Origin of the sequence: Paraburkholderia sp. SIMBA_027, from assembly GCF_046535315.1 — a bacterium.
GTDB classification, from domain to species: Bacteria; Pseudomonadota; Gammaproteobacteria; order Burkholderiales; family Burkholderiaceae; genus Paraburkholderia; species Paraburkholderia tropica.
Genome location: NZ_JAWRWY010000019.1, coordinates 71,295 through 84,797 on the forward strand (window position 1 = coordinate 71,295; position 13,503 = coordinate 84,797).

Sequence of the window (13,503 nt, forward strand, 5' to 3'; positions counted from 1 at the left end):
GGGAGGCGCAGGACGCCGGGTTGCCGTGCCGGGCGCGCCGCAGAGCCGCGCAGCGTCTCGTTCTGCGGGCCGCGGATGCGACGTGTTCTGCTTGCATACTAACATCGACGCCAGGCGGGAATCCATCGAATTGCGCGGCGTTGTGCGAGGCGGACCGCGTGTTCGTCCGCTTGTTCGCGTGCTTCTCCGGCTTGCGCGAAAAGAGGGCGCGCGCGGTCTCAGACGGCCGGAACGGCGGACTCGGGCGCGCTGCGATGGCCGGTCCAGTCGGCGAGCACCTGCTTGTCGAAGCGCCAGCCGATGGCCGGCGCGCTCACGGTCGCGCGCACGTGCGCGAGGAAGCTCTTGCGGGCGATTTCGTGGCCGCCGAGCGAGGCGAGATGCGCGGTGTTCTGCTGGCAGTCGATCAGTGCGACGCCGCTGCGGCGCAAATGCGCGACGAGCGCCGCGAGCGCGATTTTCGAGGCGTCGGTCATGGCGGCGAACATCGACTCGCCGAAGAACATCGTGCCGAGCGAGACGCCGTACAGACCGCCCACGCGGCGGCCCTCGAACCAGGTTTCGACGCTATGCGCCTCGCCGATCCGGTGCAGCGTGGAATAGGCGTCGATCACATCGTTGGTAATCCAGGTGCCGCGCTGGCCGTGACGCGGCGCGCTGGCGCAGGCGCGCATCACGGCGGCGAAATCGTCGTCGACGCGGACTTCCCAGGCCGGATCGCGCAGCACGCGCTTGAGGGTTTTCTTGAACGACGGCGAGACCTTGAAGTCGTCCGGACGCAGGATCATGCGCGGGTCCGGGCTCCACCAGAGCACCGGCTGGCCGTCGGAATACCACGGAAAAATGCCGTGCCGATAGGCGTCGACGAGCCGCGAGGGCAGCAGGTCGGCGCTCGCGGCGAGCAGGCCCGGCGCGCCGCTCGACGCGCCAAGGGCGCGTTCGACGGGCGGAAACGGTTCGTCGGGCGAAAGCCAGGGCACCATGGCCGCGGGCTCAGCCGTCGCGCAGCGAGCGCAGGACGTCGCCGGTGTGCAGGCCGTAGCTGCCCGACTGGCGATCGGCGAAGAAAAAGCGCAGGGTCTGGCCGACCGTCGGAAAGGCGATGTCGTCCCAGGGAATTTCGTGCTCTTCGAAGAGGCGGACTTCGAGGCTTTCCTCGCCCGCCGCGATGTCGAGATCGAGCAGACGCGCGAGATAGAACAGATGCACCTGATGCACGCGCGGCACGTTCAGCAGCGAAAAGAGGCTCTGCACCTCCACGCGCGCGCCGGCTTCCTCTAGCGTTTCGCGTGAGGCGGCCTCGGCGGTCGTCTCGCCCATCTCCATGAAACCCGCGGGCAGCGTCCAGTAGCCGTAGCGCGGCTCGATCGCGCGCCGGCACAGCAGCACCTTGTCTTCCCAAACGGGAACGGTGCCCACTACGTTGCGCGGATTCTGATAGTGGATAGTGCCGCAGTGCGAGCAGACGTAGCGTTCGCGGTTGTCGCCGGGCGGAACGAGCAGGCTGACCGCCTGACCGCAAGTCGAGCAGAATTTCATGGGCACGATAGGGGGATGGGTGATGCGAGTGTATCACCGCCGCGTGCGATGACGGGGGCGCGAACCGGAGGGGAAGGGAGCGACAAAAACAAAAAAGGGTTACACGCCAATGCGTTGTAACCCTTGTTTGTTTCCGACGAACAGCTTGCTGGTTGCGGGGACAGGATTTGAACCTGTGACCTTCGGGTTATGAGCCCGACGAGCTGCCAGACTGCTCCACCCCGCGTCCGTCAGAGAAAGCTATTATGAGGGCTAGGATCGAAGCTGTCAACAGAAAATAACGAAAAGCCTGCCAGACGATTGCGGAAAGATTGCGGGGCCTTTGCGCAGGCCGCTTCAGGGGACCGGCGAGGCTCGGCGAAAGCGCGCACCCAAAGGCGCATTTGGACAAATCGAGGTGCCGCTAGCCACATCCAGCGCGCCAAACCGCCAGGCTAGAATCAGCGCTCAATTCCCTCAGTCTGACTCGCCCCCTATGGATATCGCCCACGATCTGCAAACGGTGACCGCGCAAGAGCGCGCGCTGGTGTTTCCCCGCTTCGACGCCGATCGCGCCTGGCAACTCGGCGCTCATCTGCGCGAGCTGGCCGTGGCGCGCTCGCATGCCGTCGCCATTGACGTGCGCACCTTCGGCCACACGCTGTTCTTCTGCGCGCTCGCCGGCACCTCGCCCGACAACGCCGACTGGGTGCGCCGCAAGTCGCGCGTCGTCGATCACTTCCGCCGCAGCTCGTACGCGATCGGCCTGCGCATGCAGCAAGCGGGCACGACGCTCGCCGAGAAACACGGTCTGCCGCTTTCCGAATACGCGACGCACGGCGGCGCGTTTCCGATCACTGTCGACGGCGTCGGCGTGATCGGCTCGGTGACCGTCTCGGGGCTGCCGCAGCGCAAGGACCACGAACTCGTCGTCGAGGCGCTGTGCGCGCAGCTCGGCGCCGACTACAGCCAGCTCGCGCTCGCGACGGTCTGACGCGATGCGCTCCTCTCCCTGGGTCCTGCTCGCGATCGCCATCGTCGCCGAAGTCATCGCCACGTCCGCGCTGCGCGCCTCGAACGGCTTTTCGCGGCTCGTGCCGTCGGCGGTCGTGGTGGTCGGCTATGGCGTGTCGTTTTACTGCCTCTCGCTGACGCTCAAGAGCCTGCCCGTGGGCATCGTCTATGCGGTGTGGTCGGGCGTCGGCATCGTGCTGATCACGCTCGTCGCGATGCTGTTCTTCAAGCAGGTGCCCGATCTGCCCGCGTTGCTCGGCCTCGGTCTGATCGTGGCTGGCGTGCTCGTGCTGAATCTGTTTTCGAAGATGCAGGCGCACTGATCAGCGTATCGATGCGCGCGCCCGCCGCATCGCGCTGTCTCGCGTGCCGCTCAGACCTCGGGCGGCACGATGCGGATTCCACATCCCGCCACCGTCGCGCGGCTTGTCTCGCCGTCGAGCGTGGCGGCGTCTTCCCAGACGCTGATCGCGCGCGCCACGTCGATGCCGTGCTGCTGTGCGTAGCTGAACCAGCGGTTCGCCGCCTGCGGTTCGGGTATCTCGTGGTCGTCCACGAAGTATCGGCCGTTCAGATGCGGTGCCATGTCGTGTCTGCTTGTCGGTTTGCCTGCTTGCGAAAGTGAAAGGGTGCGAGCGGCAAAGCGCGCCCCACCGCGGAGTGTTGGCAATTTTCGCACGTGCACCGTGCACGCAGGTGTCGAACCCGCTGCGCCACGAGTAACATAAAGCGCTCTTCCGTTTTCTGCCGGAGCGGATTTTCTTCTGCAAAATCGTCGAGCGGGGCCGCTTATGGATATCCGATTTCCCGGCGACGCGCCAGTCTGGCGCGACGCCAATCTCACCGTGGTGTTTCCCGCGCTGGTCGACGGCGCGCGCGTGCCGTGCGCGATTTCCGTCGAGGCGCTCGAGGATCACTTCGGCGCGAACGCCGCCGTCCGCGAAGCCTGGATGGAGGCGTTCGACGCGGGCCGCCCGCGCATCGAAGCCGTGGCGCGCGCGCATCTCGAACTGAGCAACGGCACGCCCGTGCTGCTCAAGAGCGGGCACTTTCCGCCGGGCAGTTTGCTGTCGTGACAGGGTCCTCCGGCAGTCCTGAATAGTTTCGCGCGCAGGAGGATCGGGCCGATGGGCCTCACCGAACCGAAAGTTCGCCGCGCCGCCGCGCAGCGTCTCGAACTGCGCGAACGGATTCTCGACGCCTCGCGCCGCATCGTGATGCGCGAGGGCCTGGCCGCGCTGTCGATGCGCAAGATCGCCGACGCCATCGGTTATTCGCCCGCGTCGCTCTATCTGCACTTCGCGAATCGCGACGATATCGTGCGCGCGCTGGGCCGCGAAGGCCACGCGCACCTGCTCGCGCATCTCGCGCCGTTTGCGCGTATCGACGATCCGCGCGCGCGTCTTGAGGCGCTCGCGCACGGCTACGTCGCGTATGGCTGCGATCATCCGCAGGCGTACCGGTTGATGTTCAGCGAAGCGGAAGCGGCGGCGACGGAGGCGGATCTCCCCAGCGAGCGCGCGCCGTCGTTGTTCGCGCCGACGCTGCAGACGCTCGCGGACGCGCAGCAACGTCGTATCGATTCCACATCGCTCGCGTGTGCGCTCCAGGCGATGCTGCACGGCGTGGTCGCGCTGGCGTCGCGCGATCCGGCGTTGGCGAGCGAGGCGCAGCGCAGGCAAACCGTCGACGTCGCGCTCGATGCGTGGTTCGGTCCGCGCGAGCCGGAACAGCACGACGGGCAGAACGGGCAGAGCGATCGCGACAGCGCCGCCGCGCCTGCCCGCAAGCCGACGAAAGCCGGCGCGACGTGATAGCCTCGCGAGGCGCTGCCGCGTGTCCGGATGGCCGCGCGCGTCATTTCTTCGTGCTTTCCGTGTTGCCGATCACCATGTCCCAGCCCAGCCCGTCGTCCAGCCCTGTTTCCGCCGATCACGAACAGCACGTGCGCACGCACGTCGCGAACCGCATCGGCTATATCGAACTCGATCGCCCGCAGGCGCTCAACGCATTGTCGACCGCGATGGTCGATGCCATGCAGGACGCGCTCGACCGCTGGCGCGATGACCCCGATGTGCTCGCAGTCGTCGTGCGCACGCCGCATCCGCGTGCGTTCTGCGCGGGCGGCGACATCCGTTTTCTCTACGAGTCATTTCGCGCGGGCGATCAGGCCGCGCTCGACACGTTCTTCATCGACGAATATCGGCTCGATCACACGATCTTCAGCTATCCGAAGCCGTATATCGCCTTGCTCAATGGCGTCGTGATGGGCGGCGGCATGGGCATTTCGCAGGGCGCGCATCGCACGGGCGGGCTGCGTCTGGTCGGCGCGACGACGCGCATGGCCATGCCCGAAACGCGCATCGGCCTCTTTCCCGACGTGGGCATGGGCTGGCTGCTCGCGCGCACGCCGGGCGCGCTCGGCCGCTATCTCGCTGTGACGGGCGAAACGATCGACGCGGCCAGCGCGCTTTACGCCGGGCTCGCCGACCTCTTTCTCGACGAGTCCGCGTGGCCCGCGCTGCTCGACACCTTGCAGACCGAGACGTTCGTGACGGGCGCCGACGTGGTCGAGCGCATCCGGCGCGCGGCGTTGCCGGCGCAAGAGGCGCAGCGGCGGGCGTCGGAGTCGGCGCTGGCGATTGCGCGTGCGTGGATCGACCGGCATTTCTCGCAGCCGGATGTGGGCGCGATCCTCGCCTCGCTCGACGCCGCGAGGCAGGCGGGGAAGGGCTCGGAAAGCGAGTGGGCCGAGCAGACGATCGGCGTGTTGCGCGAGCGCTCGCCGTTATCGATGGCGGTCTCGCTGGAGGCGGTGTCGCGCGCCGAAGGTTCGATGGCCGACGTGCTGCGCCGCGATCTCGATCTCACGCGTTCGAGCTTTGCGCGCGGTGACGTGATGGAAGGCATCCGCGCGCGCATCATCGACAAGGACAATCGTCCGAACTGGCGCTTCGCGCGCGTGGAAGACGTGCGGGCCGAGGACGTGAACGCGATGTTCGAGAGTCCGTGGAGTTTGACGGACCATCCGTTGCGCGCGTTGCCGGATTGAGTCCGGCGAGCCGGCGGAGCGGCCAAGGCAGGTAACGTAACAAAAGCCGCGAGACGAGCGAGCGGCGCGCGATGCGCCGCATACGACGGCGAGGCTCAGTCCTCGTCGGTTTCGCTCATGAAGGCGCGCATGAAGACGAGCGCGCCCCATCCCCAGACGGCATTCGACGCAAAGCCCGTGGCGAGGCGCGGCAGCATGTTGCCGCTCGGCCAGATGCCACGCAGCGGATCGATCGCGAACACCATCGCGGCCGTGAGCACGATGCCGCCGAACACGAACGCCTGCACCCAGGGCGCGGGCCGCGACGGCGACACACGCAGCAGCCACGCCATCAGGATCGCCCAGCACGCGCTGAAAATCGCATTGACGAGAAACTCGGGCAGGCCGAGCGGGGCGAACGGCTCGGTCGAGAAACCGGTGATGTCGACGACCTGTGCCGCGTGCAGCAGCGCCAGCGTGGCTTCGCGAAAGAACAGCGACGCGAGAAAGCCGGAAACGAACGGCAAAATCAGTTTTTGCATGTGAACGGGCGAGAGTGGCTGAGCCGCGCCAGGCACGCGTAAGGCGCACCGCACGGCTTGATTCTTGATCGCGCCATTATATCGGCGCGCGCTGCGCGACCGTATGCCGCGTACGCTAAAGCGTCGCGTAAAGCACGAAAGTGGAAAAACTAAGCTCAAAAAAATCGTTCGCAACCCCAGGGCCGATCCCTAGACTGAGTCCCCATGTAGACGGCGCGGCCGTCGTAATCCCTTTCGACTCACGTCTCGAACGATTAGCAGGAGCTTCGCATGAATGTGTTCTGGTTCATCCCGACCCACGGTGACAGCCGCTATCTGGGCACCACCGAAGGCGCGCGCGCAACGGATCTCGCTTACTTCCAGCAGGTCGCGGTCGCGGCCGACTCGCTCGGCTACGAAGGCGTGCTGCTGCCGACGGGACGTTCGTGCGAAGACGCGTGGGTGGTGGCATCGAGCCTGATCGCGGCCACGCGGCGCCTGAAGTTTCTCGTCGCCGTGCGCCCCGGTCTGTCGTCGCCGGGTCTGGCCGCGCGCATGGCCGCCACGTTCGACCGGCTGTCGAACGGGCGTCTCCTGATCAACGTGGTGACGGGCGGCGACACGGCCGAACTCGAAGGCGATGGCGTGTTCGTCGATCACGACACGCGCTATGAAATCACCGACGAATATCTGCACATCTGGCGCAAGCTGCTCGCCGCTTCGCATACCAACGAGGCGATCGATTTCGAGGGCAAGCATCTGCAATCGAAGGGCGGCAAGGCGCTCTACCCGCCGGTGCAGCATCCGCATCCGCCGCTGTGGTTCGGCGGTTCGTCGGCGGCTGCGCACGAGATCGCCGGCGAGCACATCGACACGTATCTGACGTGGGGCGAGCCGCCCGAAGCGGTCGCGAAGAAGATCGCCGACATTCGCGAGCGCGCGGCGCAGAAGGGCCGCAAGATCCGCTTCGGCATCCGCCTGCACGTGATCGTGCGCGAGACCGAAGAGGAAGCGTGGGCGGCCGCCGACAAACTCATCAGCCATCTCGACGATGAAACCGTCGCGCGCGCCCAGGCCGCGTTCGGCCGGATGGATTCGGAAGGGCAGCGCCGCATGGCCGCGCTGCACGGCGGCAAGCGCGGCTCGCGCAAGGATCTCGAGGTCTATCCGAATCTGTGGGCGGGCGTGGGCCTCGTGCGCGGCGGGGCCGGCACGGCGCTGGTCGGCAATCCGGAACAGGTGGCGGCGCGCATGAAGGAGTACGCGGATCTCGGCATCGAGACCTTCATTCTTTCGGGTTATCCGCATCTTGAGGAATCCTACCGCTTTGCCGAGCTGGTGTTCCCGCTGCTGCCGGGACGTCAGGCGAAGCAGTCGGACGGTCCGCTGTCGGGTCCGTTCGGCGAGGTGGTCGGCAATCACTATCTGCCGAAAGCCAGCCAGAGCTAAGGCCGTTTTCCGCGCATTAACCAGCTTCAATCGCGTTGCGGCGCGATGCAACAAGGAGAACGTTCCGATGACTCAATCCGCTGCAACCGCAACGGTGACCGCAAGCGTCGCGCCGCGCGGCGCGCGCGCCAATACCGCGCTGCTGCGCAAAGTGTTTGCGCGACTCGCGCCGTGGCTGCTGCCGCTCGCGATCCTCGCGGCCTGGGAACTGGCCGCGCGTGTCGGCGTGCTGTCGACGCGCGTGCTGCCCGAGCCGCTCGCGGTCGTGAAGGCCGCGTGGTCGCTGATCCAGTCGGGCGAAATGCTGCAGGACGTGCGCGTGAGTACGTGGCGCGCGGTCTCGGGTTTCGCGATCGGCGGCGGCATCGGTCTCGCGCTCGGACTCGCCACGGGCCTGTTCAAGCCGGTCGAAACCGCGCTCGATTCGACCATCCAGATGATCCGCAACATTCCCGCGCTCGCGATGATTCCGCTCGTGATCCTCTGGTTCGGCATCGAAGAGGAAGCGAAGGTGTTTCTCGTCGCGCTGGGCGTGTTCTTTCCGGTGTACGTGAATACGTTTCACGGCATCCGCTCGGTCGACCAGAACCTCGTGGAGATGGCGCGCAGTTATGGCCTCAAGGGTTTCGCGCTCTATCGCGAAGTGATCCTGCCGGGCGCGCTGCCTTCGATTCTCGTCGGCGTGCGCTTCGCGCTCGGGCTGATGTGGGTCACGCTGATCGTCGCCGAAACGATTTCCGCGCAGTCGGGCATCGGCTACATGACGATGAACGCGCGTGAGTTCCTGCAAACCGATGTGGTGGTGGTCGGCATTCTGCTGTACGCGGCGCTCGGCAAACTCGCCGACTGGCTCGCCAAGTGGCTCGAGCGCGTGGCGCTGCGCTGGCACCCCGCCTATCAACGAGGAAGCGACGCATGAACGCAAGTACCTTGACGTCCGGTCTGAGCGGCATCGCCGGACGCGATCTCGAAGCGGAGATCGAACAGCCGCGCGTACAGGCGCGCGAGGCGAACGAAACGGCACAGGACTTCGCGCGTGAAGCGACGGTGACGGCGCGCACGCAGACGCAGCCTCAGGATGCGTCGGTCGAATTGCGCGGCGTGGGCAAGCGCTACGGCGATCGCGTCGTGCTCGACGATTTCAATCTCTCCATCGAGCGCGGCAGTTTCGTCGCGATCGTGGGCCGCAGCGGCTGCGGCAAGTCCACGCTGCTGCGTCTCGTGGCCGGACTGGAGCAGCCGGATGCGGGCGAGCTGACGCGTCGCGGCGAAGCGGGCGCAGCGCTCGATACGCGCATCATGTTTCAGGACGCGCGTCTGCTGCCCTGGAAAACGGTGCAGCAGAACGTGATGCTGGGCCTTGGCCGTGGTGCTCGCGACGACGCCCGCGCCGTGCTCGACGAAGTGGGCCTGCTCGCGCGCGCCGACGAATGGCCCGCGCGTTTGTCGGGCGGCCAGCGTCAGCGTGTGGCACTGGCGCGTGCGCTGGTGCATCGCCCGAGCCTGCTGCTGCTCGACGAGCCGCTGGGCGCGCTCGATGCGCTCACGCGCATCGAAATGCATGCGCTGATCGAGCGTCTGTGGCGCGAGCATCGCTTCACGGCGTTGCTGGTCACGCACGACGTGCACGAAGCCGTCGCGCTCGGCGATCGCATTCTGCTGGTCGAGCAGGGGCGTATCGCGCTCGATCAGAACGTCCCGCTCGAACGTCCGCGTGCCCGCGCCGATGCGCGCTTCGCGGCGCTCGAAGAAAGCGTGTTGCAGCGTGTGCTCGGCAGCACGCCGGGCGCGGCGGCGCAGCTGCCGCAGGCGAACGCGCGACCGCACGGACTGCATCCGACCGACGTGCGCTGGGCGCTGTGAAGCCTTTGGGCCCGTTGAACCGGCTGAATCTGTCGAATCGTTTGAACCTCAATCACCCGTCATTTCAGAACGAACTTTTGGAGTCGAATTCATGAGCATTTCCGCCATCAACGTGCGCAACCAGTTCCGCGGCAAAGTGAAGGAAATCATTCGCGGACCCGTGGTGTCCGAAGTCGACGTCGACACGCCGTTCGGCGTGGTGACCTCGGTGATCACGACGCGCTCGATCGACGAGCTCGACCTCAAGGTGGGCTCGGAAGTGGTCGCGCTGGTGAAGTCGACCGAGGTGTCGATCGCGCGTCTTTGAGCGCGACGTGATCACTTCGGTGATCGCCGCAGTTGTCGTTCGTGTGTGATCGTTCCGGGCGGCTCGCGCGGGCATTGGTTTGTCTGCGTGAGCGCGAGCGTCGCGGGGCCTGGCCGGAGTGGAAGTGCTAGCATGGATCGGCCAGCCACGACAGCCACGAGGGAGAACGATCATGGAGCCGAAGGGCATCGACATGGGCGACTACGAGGAACGCTACAACGGCTACGACATCGAAGTGGCCGTCGAGCAGATCCTCACGGGCGTGAAGGCGCACTATCGCGTGCTCAAGGACGGCGCCGTGCGCAAGGATTGGGAACTGGTCCACATCGAGCGGCTCTGGCCGACCGAGCACGCCGCCGCCGAAGCGGGTTTTGCCGCCGCGCGCGCCTGGATCGACAGCGGGGCAGCGGCATAACCGCTCGCGCGGGTAGCCGAGACCGCGCACATCAACGAATTCTTCCGATTGCCCGGATGCGCAACCGCGCAAAAAAATGCCGCGCCCGCAAACGGGCACGGCCGAGTAAAAGCAGAGGGCAACCAGCAACGCGAGCGAAACTGGGGAGAGGCCCTTGCCTTCGATCAGGTTACAAAGTACCAAATCGCTCGCTCGCTGTATATAGACAGATATTTCGAATCGTTACTATCGGGTAATTACTACCGATAGGCGGATCGCTGTCTGACAGCGAAATTCCTGCTCGACGTGCTCCCATGCCGCACAGCGACTAAGATGGGCCGATCCGAAGGAGAGCCGCCCATGTGTACGAACTACGCCGCTGCGCGCCGCGATCGACTGTTCCGGCATTTCGGCGTCGAGCCGCCCGATAGCCCGTGGCGCGACGACATCTACAAGGACTACGCCGCGCCGATCATCCGCAGGATCGACGGCGCGACGCAAGCGAGTCTCGCGACCTTCGGCATGGTGCCGCGCAGGCACATTCCGCCCGGCGTGCGCGTGTTCGACACGATGAATGCGCGTGCGGAATCGGTCGGCGAAAAGCGTTCGTTCAGCGGCGCGTGGAAGCGCCAGCAACGGTGTCTTGTGCCGTGCGAGGCCTTTTTCGAGCCGAATTACGAGAGCGGCAAGGCGGTGCGCTGGCGCGTCGCGCTGGCGTCGGGCGAGCCGTTCGCGATTGCGGGGCTCTGGCGTGAGTGGGAGGAGGCGGCGGAGGAGGGCGAGACGCCGCGTCGCGCGGTTTCGTTCACGATGCTCACGGTGAACGCCGATTCGCATCCGCTGATGAGCCGCTTTCACAAGCCGGGCGACGAGAAGCGCTCAGTCGTGATCGTGCCGCCGCAGGAATACGAGAACTGGCTGGCTAGCCGCTCGACCGACGAGGCGCGTTCGTTTTTTACGCTCTATCCGGCGGAGTCGATGATGGCCGAGCCGTTTCCCGCGCCACCGCGCGCCGCGAAACCGCATGAAGCCGATACGGACATTCCTTCTCTAGAACCCGGTTTCGGCGACGCGGCCTCAAACTGACGCCGTGGCGTTCGCGCGGATCGCGGGCCGCAGGCGTCGCAGCATTTTCAATCCGCGCCACGAGGTCTCGCCGGTTTTGCTTCGCATCACGAACAAAACGGCGTGGGCTGTGCTGGAGACCGCGCGCCGGAACGCCTTGAGATCCTTGTGCGCAATCGACGGCAACTGCTCGCCATGCAGCATCGAAAACAGCGTGAACTGCTGGCCGATGGCGTGCAGCTGGCGCTTGCGACCTTCGGCGCGGCGTTGCGTCGAACTGGGGGTGTTCGCTGCGACGGCGGGCGACGCGTTCGCCGAGGCGTTGGCGCGCGTCACGCGCTTGGGCACGGATGCGCCGACGGCATTGTTGTCGTGCTGCCGATACTTGATGTGCGGTTTGTCGACGTGCGTGATCGCGCCGAACGAGGCGACCACCATCGCGAGCCACCAGTCGTGCATGACGATGCCGGCCGGAAACGGCGTGGCCAGTTCGATGGCCGCGCGATTGAGCAGCATTGAGCAGCCGGGAATATGGTTGCTCAACAGAAAATCGCGCAGGCGCGAGGCGTCGCGCGATTTGCCGTTCTGGTCGAAGTACGACTTCGAGATGCGCGACAAGGTGTGATCGACGACTTCGATGTCGCAATACGCGAGCATCGGCAGCGCGTGACCGCGTTGCGATTCCTGGGCGCGAAGGGCGCGCACCATGTCCTCGATCTTGTCGGCGGACCAGACGTCGTCCTGATCGGCGAGCGCGACGTAGGCGCCTTCGCAGCCCGCGACGGCGCGGCCGAAATTGCCGACGATACCCAAACGTTCGCCGCTCGAGACGATGCGGATGGTCAGCGCGCCGCGCCAGTTGCGCAGTACGTCGAGCGTGTCGTCGGTGGAGCCGTCATCGGAAACGACGAGTTCGAGACGCGGCCACGTCTGCGATTCGATCGAAGCGAGCAACTCGGGCAGGTAGCGGGCGCCGTTGTAGGTGGCGAGTGCGATGGACACAAGCGGAATACTGTCGGACGCCACCATGCCGGATGACGTCATCCCCGTCGAACTTTGCATTGGTCTTGGATATGGACGAAAAAAAACCGCATCGTACGATGCGGTTTTCTTGAATTCTTTGGGGTGGCTGATGGGACTCGAACCCACGACGACAGGAATCACAATCCTGGACTCTACCAACTGAGCTACAGCCACCACTGTTACTACGTTCGTTACTGCGTTTTTACTGCTTGCTTGTTAGCGCTGCTTCGTGAGCGGCGTCAATCAAGAAGCAAGATTATAGACATGCCCTCATGGGCTTGTCTAGCCCCTTTATTCAAATATTTTCAGGAGAAAGCTCGGCGTCGGCGTCGAGCGGGGCGCGTAGATGCGCACGCGCCTCGTCGAAGATCGCGAGATCGCCTTTTTGCAGCTTGCGGCTGTCCGACAAAACGCGGCGCCAGCCGCGCGCCCCCGCTTCGCCGCGATAGAGGCCCAGCGCGTGGCGCACGATCGCGCCGAGATACGTGCCGCGCTTCAATTCCGCCGCGCAATACTCGATGAGCTTCGCCTCGACTTCGTCGCGCGTGAGTGCCGGCGCGCTCGCGCCGTAGAAGCGCGCATCGACGTCCGCGAGCACGTAGGGATTGTGATAAGCCTCGCGGCCGAGCATCACGCCGTCGACATGTTCGAGATGCGTCGCCACTTCGTCGAGCGTCTTGATGCCGCCGTTGATGATGATTTCGAGATTCGGGAAGTCGCGCTTCAGGCGGTACGCGTAGTCGTACTTGAGCGGCGGGATTTCGCGATTTTCCTTCGGGCTGAGCCCTTTGAGGATCGCATTGCGCGCGTGGACGATGAACACCTCGCAGCCTGCGTCCGCGATCGTGCCGACGAAGTCGCGCACGAATGCGTAGTCCTCGACTGCGTCCACGCCGATGCGGTGCTTGACCGTCACCGGCACCGACACCACGTCGCGCATCGCTTTCACGCAATCGGCCACGAGTTGCGGCTCGTTCATCAGGCACGCGCCGAACGCGCCGCGCTGCACGCGCTCCGACGGGCAGCCGCAGTTGAGGTTGATTTCGTCGTAACCCCATTGCTCGCCGAGTTTCGCCGCGCGCGCGAGGTCGCCCGGCTCGCTGCCGCCGAGCTGGAGCGCGACGGGCGCTTCGGCGGGCGTGAAGGCGAGGTGGCGCGGCACGTCGCCGTGGAGCAGGGCGCCGGTCGTCACCATCTCCGTATACAGCCACGTGTCTCGGGAAATGAATCGATGCAGCGAGCGACAGTGACGGTCAGTCCAGTCCATCATCGGCGCGACGGACACGCGGCGGGGGCTGGCAATACGGGTGGCGGACAT

The 13,503-nt window shown here is 65.7% G+C and carries 17 protein-coding genes and 2 tRNA genes; 11 read left to right on the plus strand and 8 right to left on the minus strand.

What is annotated here, in order from left to right; all coding sequences use genetic code 11:
• Window positions 1-218: 218 nt before the first annotated feature.
• The 3 genes from aat to SB764_RS30480 all read right to left on the minus strand — a co-directional run bounded on the left by aat (window position 219) and on the right by SB764_RS30480 (window position 1,765).
• The gene (gene aat / locus SB764_RS30470) at window positions 219-983 is read right to left on the minus strand and encodes a leucyl/phenylalanyl-tRNA--protein transferase (protein ID WP_065063244.1); all 765 of its coding nucleotides are present in this window, start codon (window positions 981-983) and stop codon (window positions 219-221) included.
• Window positions 984-993: 10 nt separating this feature from the next.
• Window positions 994-1,539, minus strand: a complete 546-nt coding sequence (locus SB764_RS30475) for an NUDIX hydrolase (RefSeq protein ID WP_065063246.1) — start codon at window positions 1,537-1,539, stop codon at window positions 994-996.
• A gap of 149 nt (window positions 1,540-1,688) precedes the next feature.
• Window positions 1,689-1,765 (minus strand) — tRNA-Met (locus SB764_RS30480).
• 249 nt (window positions 1,766-2,014) lie between these two features.
• Between SB764_RS30480 and SB764_RS30485 the strand changes: the two genes are divergently transcribed.
• Window positions 2,015-2,512: a heme-degrading domain-containing protein gene (locus SB764_RS30485; protein WP_065063248.1), complete on the plus strand. Its 498-nt coding sequence runs from the start codon at window positions 2,015-2,017 to the stop codon at window positions 2,510-2,512.
• Between the two features lie 4 nt (window positions 2,513-2,516).
• Window positions 2,517-2,855, plus strand: coding sequence for a DMT family transporter (locus SB764_RS30490; protein ID WP_065063249.1), 339 nt, complete (start codon window positions 2,517-2,519; stop codon window positions 2,853-2,855).
• Window positions 2,856-2,905: 50 nt separating this feature from the next.
• Here the strand turns inward: SB764_RS30490 and SB764_RS30495 are convergent, their stop codons facing one another.
• The gene (locus SB764_RS30495; RefSeq protein WP_065063251.1) at window positions 2,906-3,118 is read right to left on the minus strand and encodes a hypothetical protein; all 213 of its coding nucleotides are present in this window, start codon (window positions 3,116-3,118) and stop codon (window positions 2,906-2,908) included.
• Window positions 3,119-3,323: 205 nt separating this feature from the next.
• Here SB764_RS30495 and SB764_RS30500 point away from each other — a divergent pair, with 205 nt between their 5' ends.
• From SB764_RS30500 to SB764_RS30510, 3 genes are all read left to right on the plus strand, one after another.
• A complete protein-coding gene (locus SB764_RS30500) occupies window positions 3,324-3,608 on the plus strand; it encodes a DUF1488 domain-containing protein (protein WP_065063253.1) in 285 nt (94 codons plus the stop codon).
• Between the two features lie 51 nt (window positions 3,609-3,659).
• Window positions 3,660-4,346, plus strand: coding sequence for a TetR/AcrR family transcriptional regulator (locus SB764_RS30505; RefSeq protein ID WP_074984274.1), 687 nt, complete (start codon window positions 3,660-3,662; stop codon window positions 4,344-4,346).
• Between the two features lie 77 nt (window positions 4,347-4,423).
• Window positions 4,424-5,584: an enoyl-CoA hydratase/isomerase family protein gene (locus tag SB764_RS30510; protein ID WP_321870458.1), complete on the plus strand. Its 1,161-nt coding sequence runs from the start codon at window positions 4,424-4,426 to the stop codon at window positions 5,582-5,584.
• A gap of 95 nt (window positions 5,585-5,679) precedes the next feature.
• Here SB764_RS30510 and SB764_RS30515 read toward each other — a convergent pair whose 3' ends face one another.
• A complete protein-coding gene (locus tag SB764_RS30515) occupies window positions 5,680-6,105 on the minus strand; it encodes a hypothetical protein (RefSeq protein WP_065063257.1) in 426 nt (141 codons plus the stop codon).
• Window positions 6,106-6,375: 270 nt separating this feature from the next.
• Here SB764_RS30515 and ssuD point away from each other — a divergent pair, with 270 nt between their 5' ends.
• The 6 genes from ssuD (at window position 6,376) to SB764_RS30545 (ending at window position 11,183) form a co-directional block, all read left to right on the plus strand.
• The gene (ssuD, locus tag SB764_RS30520) at window positions 6,376-7,533 is read left to right on the plus strand and encodes an FMNH2-dependent alkanesulfonate monooxygenase (RefSeq protein ID WP_074984272.1); all 1,158 of its coding nucleotides are present in this window, start codon (window positions 6,376-6,378) and stop codon (window positions 7,531-7,533) included.
• Window positions 7,534-7,600: 67 nt separating this feature from the next.
• The gene (gene ssuC / locus SB764_RS30525) at window positions 7,601-8,452 is read left to right on the plus strand and encodes an aliphatic sulfonate ABC transporter permease SsuC (protein WP_110328019.1); all 852 of its coding nucleotides are present in this window, start codon (window positions 7,601-7,603) and stop codon (window positions 8,450-8,452) included.
• Window positions 8,449-9,396 carry an ATP-binding cassette domain-containing protein gene (locus SB764_RS30530; protein WP_410865897.1) on the plus strand — a complete coding sequence of 316 codons (948 nt, stop codon included), beginning with the start codon at window positions 8,449-8,451 and terminating at the stop codon, window positions 9,394-9,396. The genes ssuC and SB764_RS30530 overlap by 4 nt, the downstream gene beginning before the upstream one ends.
• Before the next feature lie 91 nt (window positions 9,397-9,487).
• Window positions 9,488-9,703 carry a molybdopterin-binding protein gene (locus SB764_RS30535; RefSeq protein ID WP_028229590.1) on the plus strand — a complete coding sequence of 72 codons (216 nt, stop codon included), beginning with the start codon at window positions 9,488-9,490 and terminating at the stop codon, window positions 9,701-9,703.
• 172 nt (window positions 9,704-9,875) lie between these two features.
• Window positions 9,876-10,118 carry a hypothetical protein gene (locus SB764_RS30540; protein ID WP_065063265.1) on the plus strand — a complete coding sequence of 81 codons (243 nt, stop codon included), beginning with the start codon at window positions 9,876-9,878 and terminating at the stop codon, window positions 10,116-10,118.
• A gap of 339 nt (window positions 10,119-10,457) precedes the next feature.
• A complete protein-coding gene (locus SB764_RS30545) occupies window positions 10,458-11,183 on the plus strand; it encodes an SOS response-associated peptidase (RefSeq protein ID WP_110328021.1) in 726 nt (241 codons plus the stop codon).
• On the opposite strand, the gene SB764_RS30550 is transcribed toward SB764_RS30545, so the two are convergent.
• The 3 genes from SB764_RS30550 to dusA form a co-directional block, all read right to left on the minus strand.
• A complete protein-coding gene (locus SB764_RS30550; RefSeq protein WP_410865898.1) occupies window positions 11,175-12,206 on the minus strand; it encodes a glycosyltransferase family 2 protein in 1,032 nt (343 codons plus the stop codon). The two genes, SB764_RS30545 and SB764_RS30550, sit on opposite strands and share 9 nt — an antisense overlap.
• Window positions 12,207-12,283: 77 nt before the next feature.
• Window positions 12,284-12,359, minus strand: a tRNA-His gene (locus SB764_RS30555).
• A 121-nt stretch (window positions 12,360-12,480) separates the two neighbouring features.
• Window positions 12,481-13,503, minus strand: a complete 1,023-nt coding sequence (dusA, locus tag SB764_RS30560) for a tRNA dihydrouridine(20/20a) synthase DusA (protein WP_065060107.1) — start codon at window positions 13,501-13,503, stop codon at window positions 12,481-12,483.

Coding starts and splice junctions, on each gene's coding strand:
- aat (WP_065063244.1), bottom strand. CDS start 983: ATGGTGCCCTGGCTTTCGCCCGACGAACCGTTTCCGCCCGTCGAACGC.
- SB764_RS30475 (WP_065063246.1), bottom strand. CDS start 1,539: ATGAAATTCTGCTCGACTTGCGGTCAGGCGGTCAGCCTGCTCGTTCCG.
- SB764_RS30485 (WP_065063248.1), top strand. CDS start 2,015: ATGGATATCGCCCACGATCTGCAAACGGTGACCGCGCAAGAGCGCGCG.
- SB764_RS30490 (WP_065063249.1), top strand. CDS start 2,517: ATGCGCTCCTCTCCCTGGGTCCTGCTCGCGATCGCCATCGTCGCCGAA.
- SB764_RS30495 (WP_065063251.1), bottom strand. CDS start 3,118: ATGGCACCGCATCTGAACGGCCGATACTTCGTGGACGACCACGAGATA.
- SB764_RS30500 (WP_065063253.1), top strand. CDS start 3,324: ATGGATATCCGATTTCCCGGCGACGCGCCAGTCTGGCGCGACGCCAAT.
- SB764_RS30505 (WP_074984274.1), top strand. CDS start 3,660: ATGGGCCTCACCGAACCGAAAGTTCGCCGCGCCGCCGCGCAGCGTCTC.
- SB764_RS30510 (WP_321870458.1), top strand. CDS start 4,424: ATGTCCCAGCCCAGCCCGTCGTCCAGCCCTGTTTCCGCCGATCACGAA.
- SB764_RS30515 (WP_065063257.1), bottom strand. CDS start 6,105: ATGCAAAAACTGATTTTGCCGTTCGTTTCCGGCTTTCTCGCGTCGCTG.
- ssuD (WP_074984272.1), top strand. CDS start 6,376: ATGAATGTGTTCTGGTTCATCCCGACCCACGGTGACAGCCGCTATCTG.
- ssuC (WP_110328019.1), top strand. CDS start 7,601: ATGACTCAATCCGCTGCAACCGCAACGGTGACCGCAAGCGTCGCGCCG.
- SB764_RS30530 (WP_410865897.1), top strand. CDS start 8,449: ATGAACGCAAGTACCTTGACGTCCGGTCTGAGCGGCATCGCCGGACGC.
- SB764_RS30535 (WP_028229590.1), top strand. CDS start 9,488: ATGAGCATTTCCGCCATCAACGTGCGCAACCAGTTCCGCGGCAAAGTG.
- SB764_RS30540 (WP_065063265.1), top strand. CDS start 9,876: ATGGAGCCGAAGGGCATCGACATGGGCGACTACGAGGAACGCTACAAC.
- SB764_RS30545 (WP_110328021.1), top strand. CDS start 10,458: ATGTGTACGAACTACGCCGCTGCGCGCCGCGATCGACTGTTCCGGCAT.
- SB764_RS30550 (WP_410865898.1), bottom strand. CDS start 12,206: ATGACGTCATCCGGCATGGTGGCGTCCGACAGTATTCCGCTTGTGTCC.
- dusA (WP_065060107.1), bottom strand. CDS start 13,503: ATGTCCGCCACCCGTATTGCCAGCCCCCGCCGCGTGTCCGTCGCGCCG.